The sequence below is a fragment of the Cognataquiflexum nitidum genome, from assembly GCF_022538055.1.
Taxonomy (GTDB): domain Bacteria; phylum Bacteroidota; class Bacteroidia; order Cytophagales; family Cyclobacteriaceae; genus Cognataquiflexum; species Cognataquiflexum nitidum.
The window spans coordinates 221,755-237,864 of sequence record NZ_JAKZAM010000004.1; the positions used below are offsets into that span (position 1 = coordinate 221,755).

Annotated in this window: 15 protein-coding genes, 2 tRNA genes and 1 rRNA gene; 16 read left to right on the plus strand and 2 right to left on the minus strand. The window is 38.9% G+C overall.

The window, feature by feature from the left end; all coding sequences use genetic code 11:
* Nucleotide 1: 1 nt before the first annotated feature.
* From MMU07_RS04320 to MMU07_RS04375, 12 genes are all read left to right on the plus strand, one after another.
* On the plus strand, nt 2-631 hold the full coding sequence (locus tag MMU07_RS04320; protein WP_241124605.1) for a polysaccharide deacetylase family protein: 630 nt from the start codon (nt 2-4) through the stop codon (nt 629-631).
* The gene (locus MMU07_RS04325; protein ID WP_241124606.1) at nt 628-1,734 is read left to right on the plus strand and encodes a glycosyltransferase; all 1,107 of its coding nucleotides are present in this window, start codon (nt 628-630) and stop codon (nt 1,732-1,734) included. Before MMU07_RS04320 ends, MMU07_RS04325 begins: the two co-directional genes overlap by 4 nt.
* A complete protein-coding gene (locus tag MMU07_RS04330) occupies nt 1,731-2,501 on the plus strand; it encodes a TatD family hydrolase (RefSeq protein ID WP_241124607.1) in 771 nt (256 codons plus the stop codon). Before MMU07_RS04325 ends, MMU07_RS04330 begins: the two co-directional genes overlap by 4 nt.
* 2 nt (nt 2,502-2,503) lie before the next feature.
* Complete coding sequence (locus tag MMU07_RS04335) at nt 2,504-3,577, plus strand: asparaginase (RefSeq protein ID WP_241124608.1); 1,074 nt, start codon at nt 2,504-2,506, stop codon at nt 3,575-3,577.
* 384 nt (nt 3,578-3,961) lie between these two features.
* Nucleotides 3,962-4,049: transfer RNA gene (locus MMU07_RS04340), tRNA-Ser, on the plus strand.
* 376 nt (nt 4,050-4,425) lie between these two features.
* Nucleotides 4,426-5,232, plus strand: coding sequence for a MotA/TolQ/ExbB proton channel family protein (locus tag MMU07_RS04345; RefSeq protein ID WP_241124609.1), 807 nt, complete (start codon nt 4,426-4,428; stop codon nt 5,230-5,232).
* 56 nt (nt 5,233-5,288) lie between these two features.
* Complete coding sequence (locus MMU07_RS04350) at nt 5,289-5,618, plus strand: hypothetical protein (RefSeq protein WP_241124610.1); 330 nt, start codon at nt 5,289-5,291, stop codon at nt 5,616-5,618.
* The gene (locus MMU07_RS04355) at nt 5,618-6,259 is read left to right on the plus strand and encodes an ExbD/TolR family protein (RefSeq protein WP_241124611.1); all 642 of its coding nucleotides are present in this window, start codon (nt 5,618-5,620) and stop codon (nt 6,257-6,259) included. Before MMU07_RS04350 ends, MMU07_RS04355 begins: the two co-directional genes overlap by 1 nt.
* Nucleotide 6,260: 1 nt before the next feature.
* Nucleotides 6,261-6,722 carry an ExbD/TolR family protein gene (locus MMU07_RS04360; protein WP_241124612.1) on the plus strand — a complete coding sequence of 154 codons (462 nt, stop codon included), beginning with the start codon at nt 6,261-6,263 and terminating at the stop codon, nt 6,720-6,722.
* 113 nt (nt 6,723-6,835) lie between these two features.
* Nucleotides 6,836-8,113: an MFS transporter gene (locus tag MMU07_RS04365; RefSeq protein ID WP_418884503.1), complete on the plus strand. Its 1,278-nt coding sequence runs from the start codon at nt 6,836-6,838 to the stop codon at nt 8,111-8,113.
* Nucleotides 8,106-9,581, plus strand: a complete 1,476-nt coding sequence (locus MMU07_RS04370) for an NAD(P)H-hydrate dehydratase (RefSeq protein ID WP_241124614.1) — start codon at nt 8,106-8,108, stop codon at nt 9,579-9,581. The genes MMU07_RS04365 and MMU07_RS04370 overlap by 8 nt, the downstream gene beginning before the upstream one ends.
* Nucleotides 9,582-9,647: 66 nt before the next feature.
* Nucleotides 9,648-10,877, plus strand: a complete 1,230-nt coding sequence (locus tag MMU07_RS04375) for an MFS transporter (RefSeq protein WP_241124615.1) — start codon at nt 9,648-9,650, stop codon at nt 10,875-10,877.
* A 32-nt stretch (nt 10,878-10,909) separates the two neighbouring features.
* Here the strand turns inward: MMU07_RS04375 and asnS are convergent, their stop codons facing one another.
* On the minus strand, nt 10,910-12,361 hold the full coding sequence (asnS, locus tag MMU07_RS04380; RefSeq protein ID WP_241124616.1) for an asparagine--tRNA ligase: 1,452 nt from the start codon (nt 12,359-12,361) through the stop codon (nt 10,910-10,912).
* A gap of 191 nt (nt 12,362-12,552) precedes the next feature.
* On the opposite strand from asnS, the gene rpoN reads away from it, so the two are divergent.
* Nucleotides 12,553-14,010: an RNA polymerase factor sigma-54 gene (gene rpoN, locus MMU07_RS04385; protein WP_241124617.1), complete on the plus strand. Its 1,458-nt coding sequence runs from the start codon at nt 12,553-12,555 to the stop codon at nt 14,008-14,010.
* A 21-nt stretch (nt 14,011-14,031) separates the two neighbouring features.
* Nucleotides 14,032-14,628 (plus strand): phosphatase PAP2 family protein, encoded by a 597-nt coding sequence (locus tag MMU07_RS04390; RefSeq protein ID WP_241124618.1) that lies wholly within the window; start codon nt 14,032-14,034, stop codon nt 14,626-14,628.
* 49 nt (nt 14,629-14,677) lie between these two features.
* Here MMU07_RS04390 and MMU07_RS04395 read toward each other — a convergent pair whose 3' ends face one another.
* Entirely contained in the window at nt 14,678-15,415 is a 738-nt protein-coding gene (locus MMU07_RS04395) for a porin family protein (protein ID WP_241124619.1), read from the minus strand.
* A 175-nt stretch (nt 15,416-15,590) separates the two neighbouring features.
* Between MMU07_RS04395 and MMU07_RS04400 the strand changes: the two genes are divergently transcribed.
* Both MMU07_RS04400 and MMU07_RS04405 read left to right on the plus strand, forming a co-directional pair.
* Nucleotides 15,591-15,664: transfer RNA gene (locus tag MMU07_RS04400), tRNA-Arg, on the plus strand.
* Nucleotides 15,665-16,039: 375 nt separating this feature from the next.
* Nucleotides 16,040-16,110, plus strand: a 16S ribosomal RNA gene (locus MMU07_RS04405); the annotation flags it as partial.

The window sequence follows — 16,110 nt, forward strand, 5'->3', positions numbered from 1 at the left end:
CATGGTTTGGATGCATCACGTTCCCTCCTTGATTCCGAAAGTTTTCGATAAATTTATCTGGAACAAAAACCGGGATGAAAAGAATCTGTATCTGACATTTGATGACGGGCCGGTACCGGGGATTACGGATTTCGTATTGAATGAACTTTCAAAAAGAGATATGAAAGCCACGTTTTTTATGGTCGGGGCAAATGTCGAAAAGCATCCTAACCTTGCCAAAGAAGTACTCCAAGCAGGAAATGGAATCGGTAACCACACTTTTAACCATTTGGACGGATACCGAAATCCTGATGCCCTATATTTGGAAAATATTGAAAAGTGCCAAAAGATCCTTCAGGATACACTTGAGGTAAGTCCGGTAAATTTCCGTCCACCTTATGGAAAGATAAGTAAAAGCCAATCAAAGCTTGTTCTTTCAAATCATCAGATCGTCATGTGGGATGTTTTGTCTGGAGATTATGACCCGGAACAAAGTATTGAGAAATGTCTATATAAAACCATGAAGTACAGCAGAAACGGATCCATCGTACTTTTTCACGACCAACAAAAAACAGAATGGGTTGTTAAGAAGGTATTGCCCGATTATCTGGATTTTATAAAAGACAAGGGCTTCCAAACAGGCTTGTTATGATTTATGGATTGGCGATAGTAGTGGTTTTTTTATTGCTGTTGCAGGATTTTTTGCTTGTGGCTTTGCTTCAGGTGAATTTTAATAAATATGAAGAAGACCAAAATCCGGATTTTCCAAAAGTAAGTGTTTTGATTCCCTGTAGGAATGAAGCTCAAAGCTTACCGCACTGTCTTGATTCCATAGAGAAACTTGATTATCCAAAAGACAGGATCCAGTTTGTCTTTGGAAATGACAGAAGCACAGACGAGACAGCCGAAATCCTCGGTGCTTGGGTGGCCGGCCATTCCAATTCCATATTGGTGGAGGTGGTTGAAGGGGATGGTAAAAGAAGGAACGGCAAGGCAAACGCCCTCTTCCAAATGGCTAAATCCGCAGCGGGAGACATGTACCTTTTCACGGACGCAGATTGTAAAGTGCCGTCTAAATGGGCCAAATCCATGGTTTTGGCTCAAAAAAACGCGGATGCCGGTATAGTAACCGGTATTACTCATATTGGGGCCGAATCTTTATTCGGAAATATGCAAGCCTTCGATTGGTGGCTTTCCTTAGGAATGGTCAAGGTGATGAATGACCTTGGCATATCTGTGACCTCTATGGGAAATAACATGCTGATTTCAAAAAAGGCGCATGACTCTGTGGGAGGATTTGAAGGCATTCCATTTTCCCTCACAGAAGACTTTGAAATCGGTAAATCCATCGAAAAGGAAGGATACAAAGCGGTACATCACGTCTCGGTGGATAACCTTGTGGAGACTTTGCCACAACAGAATCTGAAAGGGTTATTGGACCAAAGAAAGAGGTGGATGCATGGCGCAATGGATTTACCGATGTATTGGAGGGCTGTTTTGGCGATGCAGGTCTTATTTTTTCCTGCTATTATTTATTTGTGTTTTTTACATCCTTTTGAAGGAGTCGTGGTTTGGCTGATTAAAGTGGTAATCCAATCCTTATTTATTTACTTATTTTCACTCAAAACAGGTCAAAAATTAAAAATTGCCTCTTTGTTCCTTTTTGAAATATATTATTTGTTTACCTCATGGTCCACAATAGTTTATTATTTTTGGCCGTCAAAAACAGACTGGAAAGGTAGAAAATACGGATGAAGTTTACAGATACACATGCACATATCTATTCTGACAAATATAATGCGGATAGGGATGAAGTGATAAGGAGAACTGTGGAGAATGGCGTTCACAAAATCTACATGCCAAATGTCGATGTGGATTCCATCGATGCGATGTTGGAAGCTGAGTTGAAGAATCCAGGTGTCTGTATTCCCATGATGGGCTTGCATCCCTGTGATGTCAACAAGGATTTTGAAAAGCAGCTCTATATTATGGAGGAATGGATCGGAAAGCGGGAGTTTGCAGGAATAGGAGAGACGGGACTTGACCTGTATTGGGACAAGACTTTCTTTGAGCAGCAAAAGGAAGCGCTAAAAATCCAGATCCAATGGGCAAAGAAAATGAAATGGCCGATTATATTGCATTGCAGGGAATCCATGGACGAGACCATCGCCATAATCAGGGAAGAAAAAACGGATGACCTGAAAGGGATCTTCCATTGTTTTACAGGGTCAGTCGATCAAGCCAAGGAAATCATTGAGTTGGGTTTTTTGCTTGGTATAGGGGGGGTGTCAACCTACAAGAATGGAGGATTAGACAAAGTGTTGCCGGAAATCGGTTTGGAACACCTGGTTTTGGAAACTGACGGACCATACCTTGCACCGGTGCCACATCGAGGCAAAAGGAATTCCCCGGAATACATTCCCTTGATTGCGCAGCGTGTGGGAGACTTGACGATGAGTGCCTTGGATCGGGTTTCTGAGGTTACAGAAGAAAATTCAAGAAAAATATTTCATCATTTTTAGTTATGAATTATAAAATAATCAGGATCAATTCAGCCGCCAAAAATGCAGTACATTCTTCTGTGCTCATTATTTATACAGGAGGAACCCTGGGCATGGCCTATGATGAATCAGGAGCTTTGGTACCCTTCAACTTTGGGCAGATCATGGAAAAGGTCCCGACCCTCACCAATATGAACATTGCGATTACCGTCATTTCCTTTCCTGAACCGATTGATTCCTCCAATATCAACATGCAGCATTGGTTTGACATGGCTTATATCATTTATGAAAATTATGATAGCTATGATGGTTTTGTGATTTTGCATGGAACTGATACCATGGCCTATTCTGCCTCGATGATGAGTTATATGCTCAATGGACTGAGCAAGCCAGTGGTATTTACCGGAGCGCAGTTGCCTATATCTGCGATGCGGTCTGATGCCCGGGAAAACCTGATGACTGCCTTGGAAATCGCTTCCGCAAAATCAAACGGAAAGCCGGTGGTACCTGAAGTCTGTATTTTTTTCAACCATATGCTATTGAGAGGCAATCGATCCAAGAAGGTTCAAAGCGTACATTTTGATGCCTATGAATCCGAAAACTATCCTGCCTTGGCAGAAGCAGGGATTATCATTGATTATAACCTGGCAGCGATCAGGCCTTACGAGGAAACCAAAAAACTGAAGTTTTTTAACAAGCTGGACAACAACGTGATCATCATCAAGCTTTTTCCCGGCATCACAGCGGCAGTTTTGGATTCCTGTTTCAGCATCAAGGGACTGAGGGGAGTGGTATTAGAAACTTACGGTTCCGGCAATAGCCCAAGTGAAAAGTGGTTTATTGAATCCTTGGAAAAAGCAGTCAAAAAAGGAATCATCATCCTCAATGTGTCGCAATGCAACGGCGGAAGGGTTATTCAGGGAAGATACCATACCAGCAAGGATTTGAAAAGAATCGGAGTACTGAGTGGCAGCGATATTACCACCGAGGCGGCGGTTACAAAGATGATGTTCCTTTTGGGAAATGAAACGGATGATGCCGAAGTCAGGAGAAAACTTGTATTACCGATAGCCGGAGAAATGTCCCCACCGAATTAAGGGAAAAAGCTTTAGACTACCATTTCATTAAAACTCCGGCTATTTATTTCCTGAGTTTTATTCAATAAGCCCAATTCATCCAACATCGGTCAGCGGTTACTGGTCATCTTTACTTATTCCTGCTCTTAAACTTCAAGCGCCCCCAACTTCCGTCTTCTGTCTCCTTTTCCCCACCTACCCCCAACATCCGTCATCGGTCATCTGACTTTTTTACAGATTCCCTGATTTAAATTCCAGTGCCCCCAACTTCCGTCTTCCAACTTCCGTCTGTTAAAAAATGAAGACTTGGTTCTTGTCAAGATTGAAGCTTATTTTTCTAGATATGCTTGGATAGCCTCCGATTAATTTATTTCTTTGCACTCCGATTCAGAAATGAATCAAAATAGAGAGGTGTCCGAGTGGTTGAAGGAGCACGCCTGGAAAGTGTGTATACCTCTAAAGGGTATCGAGGGTTCGAATCCCTTCCTCTCTGCAAAAAAAAAGATAAGTCCTAGGCTTATCTTTTTTTTGTCCTTTTTTTGAATGATATCATTGTTTTTTTTTATCTCGTATTAAGTGAAATACCCGTTTTAAATCAAAATTACGAAGGATTTAATCGAAAATAATCCTCAAATCACCTTTTCATTCCTTTTATTTCCCATCTAAGTCCATTTATGTAAATTTCCCAAACCATTCATTATACTTGATTTAGCTTTCGGGAATTTCGAACAGATGAATGAAAAATTCATTCCAAAAAAATTTATGAAAGTTTCCTTTGCAATTTGAAATGAAAAAATGATAACTTTAAAATCTCATAATTAATTTAGAAACCGTTTAACCTTTATTTAATTCTCTTTAAAATCTACTCTATGAAAAAGTTAATCGCTTTGTTCATGCTTTCCGGAATATTGATGTTTCCGGTAACTACGAAAGCTCAAGATGCAGAATCACAAGATTCTGCCGCAGTTGAAACAACTGAAGTTGTGGAAGCAGCACCCACCGAACCAGCAATCGTCGATGACGAGGTTATCGCTGAAGAGCAGGGTTTCCACCAAGTTATCAAGGAAAAGTTCATTGAAGGTGATCCTACCTTCATGTCTCCGGTATTGATCTGTTTGATCCTAGGTCTTGCTGTAGCACTTGAAAGGATAGTTACTTTGAACCTTTCTACTACAAACACAAAGAAATTATTATCAAAAGTAGAAGCGGCTTTGGAACAAGGCGGTATCGAAGCAGCCAAAGATGTTACTAAAAACACTAAAGGCCCTGTTGCATCGATCTTCACTCAAGGTCTGATGAGATATACAGAAGGTATTGAAATGGTCGAAAAATCAATCATTGCCTACGGTTCCGTTGAAATGGGAAGATTGGAAAAAGGATTGGTTTGGATATCCCTTTTCATTTCGCTTGCTCCGATGTTGGGTTTCATGGGTACGGTTATCGGTATGATTGGTGCGTTTGATGCGATCGAAGCTGCCGGTGATATTTCCCCTTCTCTTGTTGCCGGTGGTATCAAAATCGCCCTTTTGACCACGGTAGCAGGTTTGATCGTTGCGATTATTCTTCAATTATTTTACAACTACTTGGTTTCCAAAATCGATTCTTTGGTGAATGATATGGAGGATGCTTCCATCTCTTTGGTTGATGTCTTAGTGAAGCATAAATTATCAAAGTAATATTGATTGAGCACTAGTTCAATTGATTCTTCACATTAACTAAAGAAAAACTAAATATGGATTCTATAGATATTTTCCTATACGTAGCTGATATTTTAGTAATTGTCGGAATAATATTGGCAGTTGTAATGCCTTTAATTAAATCATTTGACGATCCTAAAAGCTTGCTAAAATCAGCATTAGCAATAGTGGCATTAGCAGTATTATTCTTCATTGCTTATTCCATTTCTGACGGGGAAGTCCTACCAAAGTTTGCCAAAGAGCCTTTCAACTTGACTGAAGGCATGTCCAAATTTGTAGGAGGTTCTCTTATAATGACTTACGTTTTGACACTTCTTGCATTGGCAGGTATAGTAATTACTGAAATCACTAAAGCAATAAAATAATGGCAAAAGGTAAAAGCAGAACATCTCAAGAGGTAAATGCAGGTTCCATGGCGGACATTGCTTTTCTGTTGCTTATCTTCTTCCTGGTTACTACTACTATTGCCTCTGATAAAGGTATTCAAAACCTTCTTCCTCCTAAGCAGGATCCAAATGTTCCACCACCTGATATCAAATTGAACGAAAGAAACATCTTCAATATCTTGGTGAATGCGAATGACCAGCTTCTTGTGGAAGGAGAGTACATAGAAAATACCGAATTACTTTCAGAAGACATCAAAGATTTTCTTTTGAACTTTGGCGCTCCTGATGAGGATGCGGTTGCCTTATTCAACGGGCTTCCTCAATCATTGAAAGCGAGAGCCAATAGGGACCCTAAATCTTCTGATCATCCAATGAGCGGTGGTGCAGTAGTTTCTATTAAGACCAACAGGGGGACTAGTTACGAGAAATACCTAGAGGTACTTGACCAGGTTAAAAGAGCTTATTTTGAAATTTATGCCGAAAGAGTAGGTTTGACATCTGATCAATACAGAGCATTGACAGGGAAAAATCCTGCTGAAAAAGCATTAATTGACAAGGGCAAAGAAGGTATTCCTTTGGCGATCTCAATTGCAGAACCGGATAAAATAGGAGGAAATTGATATGGCAAAGTTTAAGAAAAAAACCAAAACATCGGAAAACATACCGACTTCGGCACTACCCGATATCATTTTCATGCTTTTGTTCTTCTTCATGGTTACTACTGTGTTGAGGGAGCAGGACATTCTTGTAGAGCAAAAACTTCCTCAGGCAACACAGCTTCAGAAGTTAGAGAAAAAGACTTTGATCTCCTACTTGTTTGTTGGGAAACCAAAGAATGCCAATCTCTATGGAACTGAACCTAGGGTTCAAGCTAATGATGTTTTGATTAATACAAAGGACATCATCCTTTGGGTAAATCAGGAAAAAGATAAATTGTCTGAAGCTGAAAGGGATCAAATCACAATATCCATGAAGGCCGATAGAGACGTAAAAATGGGTCCAATCTCAGACATTCAATTTGAGTTAAGAGAAGCGGATGCACGTAAACTATTGTACGCATCTACCGGAAAGGTTCAGAATTAATACAATTCAGATTTCAAACTATAAAGCTATCCCATAGGGATAGCTTTTTTACTTTTGTTTAAATGAATGTTTTGAAAATAAGTGAAAAGAAGAAAGTTCAGAATGCTTGGGCAATGTATGACTGGGCCAATTCTGTCTATAGTTTGGTGATAACTTCTACCATCTTTCCAGTTTACTTTAATGGTGTCACCAAATCAGAGGAATATGGGGATGTTGTTTCTTTTTTTGGTTTTAAGATTGTGAATACGGTTTTGTATTCCTATTCAATTTCATTTTCCTTTTTGGTAATAGCAGTGATTTCTCCTTTGCTATCAGGAATGGCGGATTACGGGGGCAAGAAGTTATTGTTTATGAAAATTTTTGCCTATTTGGGTTCTATGGCTTGTTTGGGTTTATTCTTCTTTGACGGGGACAATTTGGAATATGGAATAATATGCGCAGTTCTGGCGAGTATTGGTTTTGCGGGAAGTATTGTCTTCTATAATGCTTTTTTGCCTGAAATTGCGGAAGAAGAAGAGTTTGACTTCTTGAGTGCAAGAGGGTTTGCCCTTGGCTATATTGGAAGTGTAATCTTGTTAGTTCTCAATTTATTCATGATTCAATCACCCGAAACATTTGGATTGACCGATGGGGGTCAAGCTGCAAGATGGTCTTTTTTGATCACTGGATTTTGGTGGGCAGGTTTTGCACAAATACCATTCAGATATTTGCCGGATAATCCGTACAACAAAAAAGTGAAAAAAGCACTTTTACTTCAAGGCTATAAAGAAATCAACAAAATTTTTCAAATTGTAAAAAGAACAACTGTGATGCACAGGTTCTTGGCAGCATTCTTTTTTTATAGTATGGGTGTACAAACAGTCATGTACCTGGCAGCGACTTTTGGAGACAAAGAACTTGGTATGCCAGGAGACAAATTGATTATTACAATCTTGATCATTCAGATTGTTGCAATTGGGGGCAGTTACTTATTTGCCTATTTGTCCAAAGCTTTGGGAAACAAAATCTCATTGGTGATTATGGTGTTTATATGGGTTTTGATATGTGGTGCCGCCTATTATGTCATCAATGAATATCAATTTTATGCCCTGGCATTTGTGGTAGGAATGGTTATGGGTGGGATACAATCCCTTTCGCGCTCTACCTATTCCAAGTTAATTCCAAAAGACACAACCCAACATGCTTCATTCTTTAGTTTTTATGATGTGACAGAAAAAATCGCTATTGTTTTGGGTACTTTTTCATATGGTATCATCGAGCAGATTACCGGAAATATGAGAAACAGCTCTTTGGCTTTGGGTTTGTTTTTCTTTGTCGGGCTTGGTTTTTTGCTTCTTTTAAGGATTCCCAAACAGGATTTTCAAAACATTGTCGAAATAAAAAATGCTTGAGATCATTAAAGGAAATAGGGTGTCAGAATTGGACAAGGCTTTTATCCAATCAAAGGGGATATCATCCTGGGATTTGATGGAAAGGGCTACAAACTCTTTTTTGGAGTGGTTTATGTTGCGATTTCAAGATTCAGGGAAATCTGTTTTTATTTTTTGCGGACCAGGCAACAATGGTGGAGATGGGTTGGCCATAGCCCGAATGTTGGAAATGGAGGGCTTTAAGGTGACTGTCCTGACTTTTGAAGATCCCAATTATTGTAGCCACGATTATCAAATCAATTTTAAAAAGCTACCAATCGGTGTTAGGATTATAAGCCATGAAGGTTTTGATTACAATCAGCTAAAGGATCAAATTTGTGTAGATGCAATCTTTGGTGTAGGTGTGAACAGGCCACTTTCAGGTAAATATTTGGACTGTATAAATTCACTGAATCAGACGAAAGCTCTAAAAATCGCTATTGACATGCCTTCTGGAATTCCATCAGATGGAATTTTGGAAGGAACAGGATTTAATGCGGATTTTACCTGTTCTTTTCAATTCCCAAAAATGGGACTCTTGATTCCGGAACATGGAGATTATACAGGTAATGTTGAGATATTAGAAATTGGTATTCCTTCTCTTTTTTTGAAATCCTTTAGCCAAAATAGATTTTTCTTACAGCGACAGGACATCCCACTTTTTCATAAGCACTTTAATAATTTCAGTCACAAAGGAGATTTTGGAAGGATTCTCCTGATTGGGGGCAGCAAGGGTAATATGGGAGCCATATTGCTCAGTGCAAAAGCTGCTTTGCGGACCGGGAGTGGACTTGTCCATGTGCAGGCTCCTTTTGAAGAAAGATTTGTTTTGCAAATCGGAGCTCCTGAAGTAATGGTTTCGGCTGACTTAGACTTAAATAGCTTGATTCAATTCGATGCTGTTGGAATCGGTCCGGGTTGGGGAGGTGAAATTGATTCCTATTATTTGGAAAAGATTCTAAAATCAGCGAAAAAACCTGTGGTTATTGATGCGGATGGTTTAAATCTCCTTTCGAAAAATAAGCATTTGCTAGAGCTTTTGCCTTTAAACAGTATCCTTACTCCCCATCTCAAGGAATTCGAGAGGTTGGTAGGTCCAAGTATCGACCATTATGATAGACTTGATAAAGCACGGGAATTTTCTTCAAAATTTGGAGTCTATCTAATATTGAAAGGAGCTTATACAGCTATCTCTTGTCCGGAGGGTATTCAATATTTCAATTCCTCAGGAACCAAATATATGGCCACGGCAGGCGCAGGCGATGTCCTCACAGGAATGATTGCTTCTTTCCTTGGTCAAGGGTACAACCCCCTTCATGCCGCCTTATGCGGTGTCTATCATCACGGACTTGCAGGGGAATTGGCTTCCAAAAATAAGAGAAGGGGAATGATTGCCTCGGATATAATTGAAGCCATTCCTGAGACGTATTTAAATCTTGGGATTGATTGAGTTTTTTCCCCGAAATGAGAACTTTAACAAAATCGCATTGGTTGCATTAAGAATCTTTTCAATCTCATGAATAAAGAAAAATTTATACTTTGGACCATTGCTGCTATCAATTTTACCCACATAGTGGATTTCATGATTTTGATGCCTCTTGGACCGCAATTGATGCGGATTTTTGAAATTAGCCCAAGAGAATTTGGATTGCTTGTTTCTTCATACACCTTTAGTGCCGGCTTAAGTAGCTTTCTAGGTGCTTTTATTTTGGATAAGTATGACAGAAGAACAATCCTTTTGTGGGTATTTACTGGATTTTTATTTGGAACAATAGCCTGTGCTCTTTCTCCAAATTACCCGATCCTACTGATTTCCCGTATTATTTCAGGTGTTTTTGGAGGACTTACTTCGGCTCTGATCATGGCTATAATCGGGGATGTAATTCCTGATTCCCGTCGGGGCAAAGCCATGGGTCTGGTTATGGCGGCTTTTTCTGTTGCTTCGGTAGTGGGGGTTCCTTTTGGTTTGTTTATTGCGAGTATTTCCAACTGGCACGCGCCTTTTATTTTTCTGACAGTACTTTCCCTGATCATATTTGTATTGATTTTCAAATTCATTCCTTCTATTACAGCCCATCTTGATAGTCATCAGATCAAGCCAACGCCGATGCAGGTTATCCGACGGGTGACAGGAAACAGCAATCAGATGAGGGCAATTTCTCTCACGATTATGATGATGTTTGGTCAGTTTATGATTATTCCGTTTTTGAGTCCGTACATGGTTGCCAATGTTGGTTTTTCCGAAATCCAGCTCACTTATATCTATATGGCCGGCGGATTATTCACCATATTTACTTCACCGTGGGTGGGCAAGTTGACCGATAACCATGGAAAGATTAAAGTTTTTACAGTTTTTATGACTTTGAATATCATTCCTATTGGATTGATTACCCATTTGGGCCAAACGCCCGTTCCTTTTGTGTTGATGATATCTACGCTGTTTTTTGTGACTTCCAATGGCAGAATGGTTCCCGCGGCTGCCTTGATTACTGGTACCGCAAAATCTGAAAATAGAGGGAGTTTTCTAAGTTTCAATTCTGCTGTACAGCAATTGGCCGCAGGTATTGCCTCTTTTATCGCCGGATTGATTTTAGTAGAAGGTGAAGGGGGAATATTGCTCAATTTTAATTTTGTGGGATATTTGGCTATATTCTTTAGTTTGATATGTATTCCTTTGGCTAGGAGAATAAAAGTAGTCGATATAGGCGAAGCGTCAGTAATGCTTGAAGTTGAAAAAACCATATAAAAAAAAGCCGCTGATATAGCGGCTTTTTATGCTTAAAATTCAGCGTGTCCCGGAGTCCTTGGAAATGCGATCACATCCCTGATATTTCCCATACCTGTGACGAAAAGCACCAAGCGTTCAAAGCCAAGTCCGAAGCCGGCATGTGGGGTTGATCCGAATCTTCTTGTATCAAGATACCACCACATCTCTTCGGTGGGTATATTCATTTCTTCCATTCTTTTAGTCAGAAATTCGAGCCTTTCTTCCCTCTGAGAACCTCCGACAATCTCTCCAATGCCTGGAAACAAAATATCCATAGCAGCAACTGTTTTGCCGTCATCATTCTGCCTCATGTAAAATGCCTTGATGTCTTTCGGATAGTCAGTTAGAATAACAGGTTTGTTGAAATGTTTTTCAACAAGATATCTTTCATGTTCTGATTGTAAATCAACGCCCCAAGATTCGACCAGATACTGGAATTTCTTCTTCTTGTTATGGTTCGAATTTCTGAGGATGTCAATTGCTTCAGTGTAGGTGATTCTTTGAAATTCATTTTCTACTACAAACTTGAGCCTATCAATAAGCCCCATATCGCTTCTTTGATCCGCTTTTTTGGTGTTTTCTTCCTCGGCTGCTCTTTTGTCTAAAAATTCTAAGTCATCTTTGCAGTTTTCCAAAGCATAGGATATCACATATTTCAAGAAATTTTCGGCAAGATCTTGATTGTCCTGTGCATCATAGAATGCCATCTCAGGTTCGATCATCCAAAATTCAGCAAGGTGCCTTGCTGTGTTTGAGTTTTCTGCCCTAAAAGTCGGTCCAAAAGTATAAATCTCGGCCAATCCCATAGCGGCAAGTTCACCTTCAAGTTGACCAGATACCGTCAAATTCGTTTCCTTTTCAAAGAAGTCTTTCTTAAAATTGATTTTACCTTCATCAGTCAAAGGAGGATTCTTCATATCTAGAATGGTGACTTTAAATGTCTCCCCTGCACCTTCCGCATCTGATGAAGTGATTATCGGAGTATGGATATAAAAGAAACCTTTGTCATTGAAATACTTATGGACTGCAAAGGCCAAGGCGTGCCTAATTCTGAAAACAGCCCCAAAAGTATTGGTTCGGATTCTCAGGTGAGCAATTTCACGCAGAAATTCCAGGGAATGCTTTTTTGGTTGAAGTGGATATGTTTCCGCATCTGCTTCTCCTAAGATATCAATGTTAGAGGCTACAATTTCAGCCTGTTGCCCTGCCCCTTGGGAGGCAACTATTTTCCCGAAAATCTTAATACAAGCCCCTGTGGTGACTTTCTTTAGTATATCTTCATTGATAAATGCAGGGTCCGCTACGACTTGGTAGTTGTTTATGGTGGAGCCATCGTTGATCGCGATGAATGTTACATTTTTATTGCTTCTTTTGGTTCGCACCCAACCCATAAGTGTTGCATCCTGACCGATAAAGTTATTTTCGAGAAGTTTCTTTATTTTAATTCTTTTATTGAAAGCCATAGATATGGGGTGTTGGTTTTGTTAAATTAAGATCAACCAATAACGGTTTATGAAAGGGAATGCAAAAAAACGATTAAATAAGCTTTTTATCAATAATTTGTTCTTATTTCCTAAATTTGAAATATTGAAAGTATAAGAAACACCGTTTTTGGTTAGCCTTCATTCTAAATTCTTTTGAAATATATTTGAGTATGCAAAAACTACATTTAAGTCAGGTACTTTCCCAAAAACTTTCTCCACAGCAGATTCAATTTATCAAACTGCTGCAGGTTCCGACTGCTGAATTGGAATCCCGTGTGGAGGAAGAACTCGAAATAAACCCGGCTTTGGAGGAGGGAAAAGAGGAGGAAAGCAGTGAATCAGAGGATAATGATTATGAAGATTCCTTTGAAGATGAAGCAGGGTTTGAGGACAAAGATGTAAATATCGATGATTACCTAAGCGATGATTATAGCGGCTATAAAATGCAGGGAGATGGCAATTATTCTCCCGACGAAGATGACAGGGAGATACCCATATCAGGTGGTGCTTCCTTGCATGAGCAGCTGATTACCCAATTGGGATTTTTAAAATTAAATGAAAGACAAAAGCTGATCGGAAGGCAGCTGATCGGGAGTATCGAGAATGACGGTTATATAAGGAGAGACTTGGAGTCGATTATCAATGACCTGGCTTTTAGTCAGAATATTGAGACAGACCTAGATGAGGTTGAAGAAATTTTGAGAAAAATACAAAGCTTTGACCCTGCCGGTATTGCCGCAAGAAATCTTCAGGAATGTCTCTTGATTCAGCTTGAAAGAAAAGAGCATCCTGACGATCCAAATGTTCAAAACTCAATAAAAATCATAAGCGAGTGTTTTGATGAATTCACCAAAAAGCATTATACAAAAATCCAGAAAAAGCTTGATTTGAATGATGAGGACATAAAAGACGCCGTAAACATGATTACAAGGCTCAACCCCAAGCCAGGAGGTACTTCTGATGGTCTGATCAAAACCCAATATATCATTCCGGATTTTATTTTGACCAATGTCAACGGCAAATTTGAAATATCCCTGAATTCTAAAAATGCGCCCGAACTCAGGGTAAGCAGATCCTATTCGGAAATGTTTGACGCTTATGACAAGAGTGATAAAAAAGATAAGAAACTCAAAGATACCGTCACATTTGTCAAACAAAAATTAGACGCTGCCCGATGGTTTATAGATGCTATTAAGCAGAGACAGCAGACATTGTTGAAAACAATGCAGGCAATTCTTGATTATCAAGAAGAGTTTTTTGTGGATGGAGAGGAGACAAAATTGAAGCCTATGATTTTAAAGGATATTGCTGATAAAATTGAAATGGATATTTCAACGGTTTCGCGCGTAGCAAATAGCAAATCTATTCAAACTGAAGTTGGGATTTTTCCATTAAAATATTTTTTCTCGGAAGGAATTGCTACTGATTCAGGTGAGGATGTAAGCAACAAAGAAGTTAAGAGTGTGCTTCAGACAATGGTGGATGGTGAAAGTAAAAAGAGACCCCTTTCTGATGACAAGTTGGTCAAAATCCTAAATGAAAAAGGGTATAACATTGCAAGAAGAACTGTAGCTAAGTATAGGGAACAGCTGCAAATTCCCGTAGCAAGACTTAGAAAGGAACTGTAAGTGGCACAAAAATTAGCTTTGTTGATTTCATACCTTTTTCAGCCATTATTTATCCCGACGCTGATTTTTCTTTTTCTGGTATTTGCTGTGCCTGAGGTTTCAGCCTCGCAGTTTTATAATCAATGGTTTATCGTGTTGATGGTCTTTATGACCACATTTATTATTCCTGCTTTAAGTATTTTTACAATGAAGTTGACAGGAAACATTTCATCAATCCATCTTAAAAATAAGGAAGAGCGTGTTTTCCCTTTTTCTATGGTCAGTCTTTTTTATGTAATTTCTACCTATTTATTTTATTTGAAATTTGAGATTGAGCCTATTTTCATTCTCACGTTGGTTTCAATATCTATTTGTGTCATTTTATTGACGAGTGTATCGTTTTTTTGGAAGATAAGTGCACACATGACAGGAATTTCTGGATTCTTGGCCATTATCATTGTGATAGCGCTAAAAAACCCAGGCGTTGACCTTGTTTACCTGATGTTGTTTATAATTATGCTTTCTGGAATAATAGCTTCGTCAAGACTTTACCTGAATGCGCATGATCCATTAGAGATTTTTGGAGGGTTTATTTTGGGGTTTTCTATATGTTTCGGGGCATTTTATTCATACTTATAAAAAAAGCCGGCTAACCGGCTTTTTTTATAGGTATGATTTGAATTCTCTTTTAGAATAAAGCAATCGAAACTCCAAAATTCAACTGAGTGGCTTGGGTATTGAAAGGACCTTTGTCCTTTTGGAACACCTCATTAAGGCCATAATAGCCCCAAAGGTTAAAACCAGGAAAGCCTAATCTTGCATGGACTCCATATCTAAACTGGTTAAACCCAAAAGACTGCCTGTCTTTGATTTTCCTTTCAAGGCCATTATCTGTATATGAAATTTTGGTTTGGGCTTGAAAGAGGTATCCCACCTTTCCCCCAAATGCAAATCGCACGCTTTTATCGTAATTGTTTTTATTGAAATGGTATCTGAACTCGAGTGGGATTTCTAGAAAATTAATTCCCACATTGTTTTTATTCACGGAGATATCATCTCCATATACCTCAGTCACGCCCAAGAGTTGGCTTGAATTTGGGCCCACGGTGGGATTATTGAAAAGATTTTTTCCACCTTGAAAAGCAAATTTATCAGAGGCTACCCCTATACCTGGATTAAAGGTGAAGCCTGACTTGTCTCCAAAAATTTTGACAGGATATTGGTAATAAATATTGAATGTGCGAGATTGAAAAAATTCGGTATTTAATTCACTTGGTTTATTATTTAGCATATTGAATCCCAATTCTAAAAATAAATCTCCTTTTATATCTGGTCTTCCGCCTATTGGTGTCTTTTCTCGCTCCTGCGCAAAAATTGAAATTACAAATACTAAATTTAGTAAAACTACTGATGTAAATCTTTTCATGAAATGGGTATTATATTTAAAATTCGGGCTAAATTATGAAATCATACTCGATTTGCGCTTCTTTTTGTCTTAATAATTCTTAATTGTTTTTTTATAGAATTGATTTTGCTGTACAAAACAATTGTACTTGTTTTTGTAAATCCAAAATTCGTAACTACTTTTGTGTCCCCATTACGGCCTCGTAGCTCAATTGAATAGAGCACTTGATTACGGCTCAAGAGGTTTCAGGTTTGAATCCTGACGAGGTCACACTTCACATCAATAGAGATGTGACAAAAATCTAACAAGGATAATTACATATTGGATCTTTCTTAAGGGAACTCAGATTTAATTTTAAAGAATTTGTCTCACAAATTCAGCAAGTTAAGCGAAACTTATTCGTTAAACTGATATTATTCAGTTTCTTCTCTTGTGGATACTTTATTAATTCTTACCTTTGCACTCCTGTTTGTAAGGAACGGGAAAAAGAGATGGGGCGAGAGTCTTACGATACTGCCGAGAGAGGCGGTAAAAGTTCATTGAAATACTGGAGAAACGACATTAAAAAGTCTGACGGTGTTAACCGGAGGACAAGATTGATAGGGCTAGGAAACGAATCGGCAGTGATGCTGAGAAAAGAACTATACAATGGAGAGTTTGATCCTGGCTCAGGATGAACGCTAGCGGCAGGCCTAATACATGCAAGTTGAGCGGTA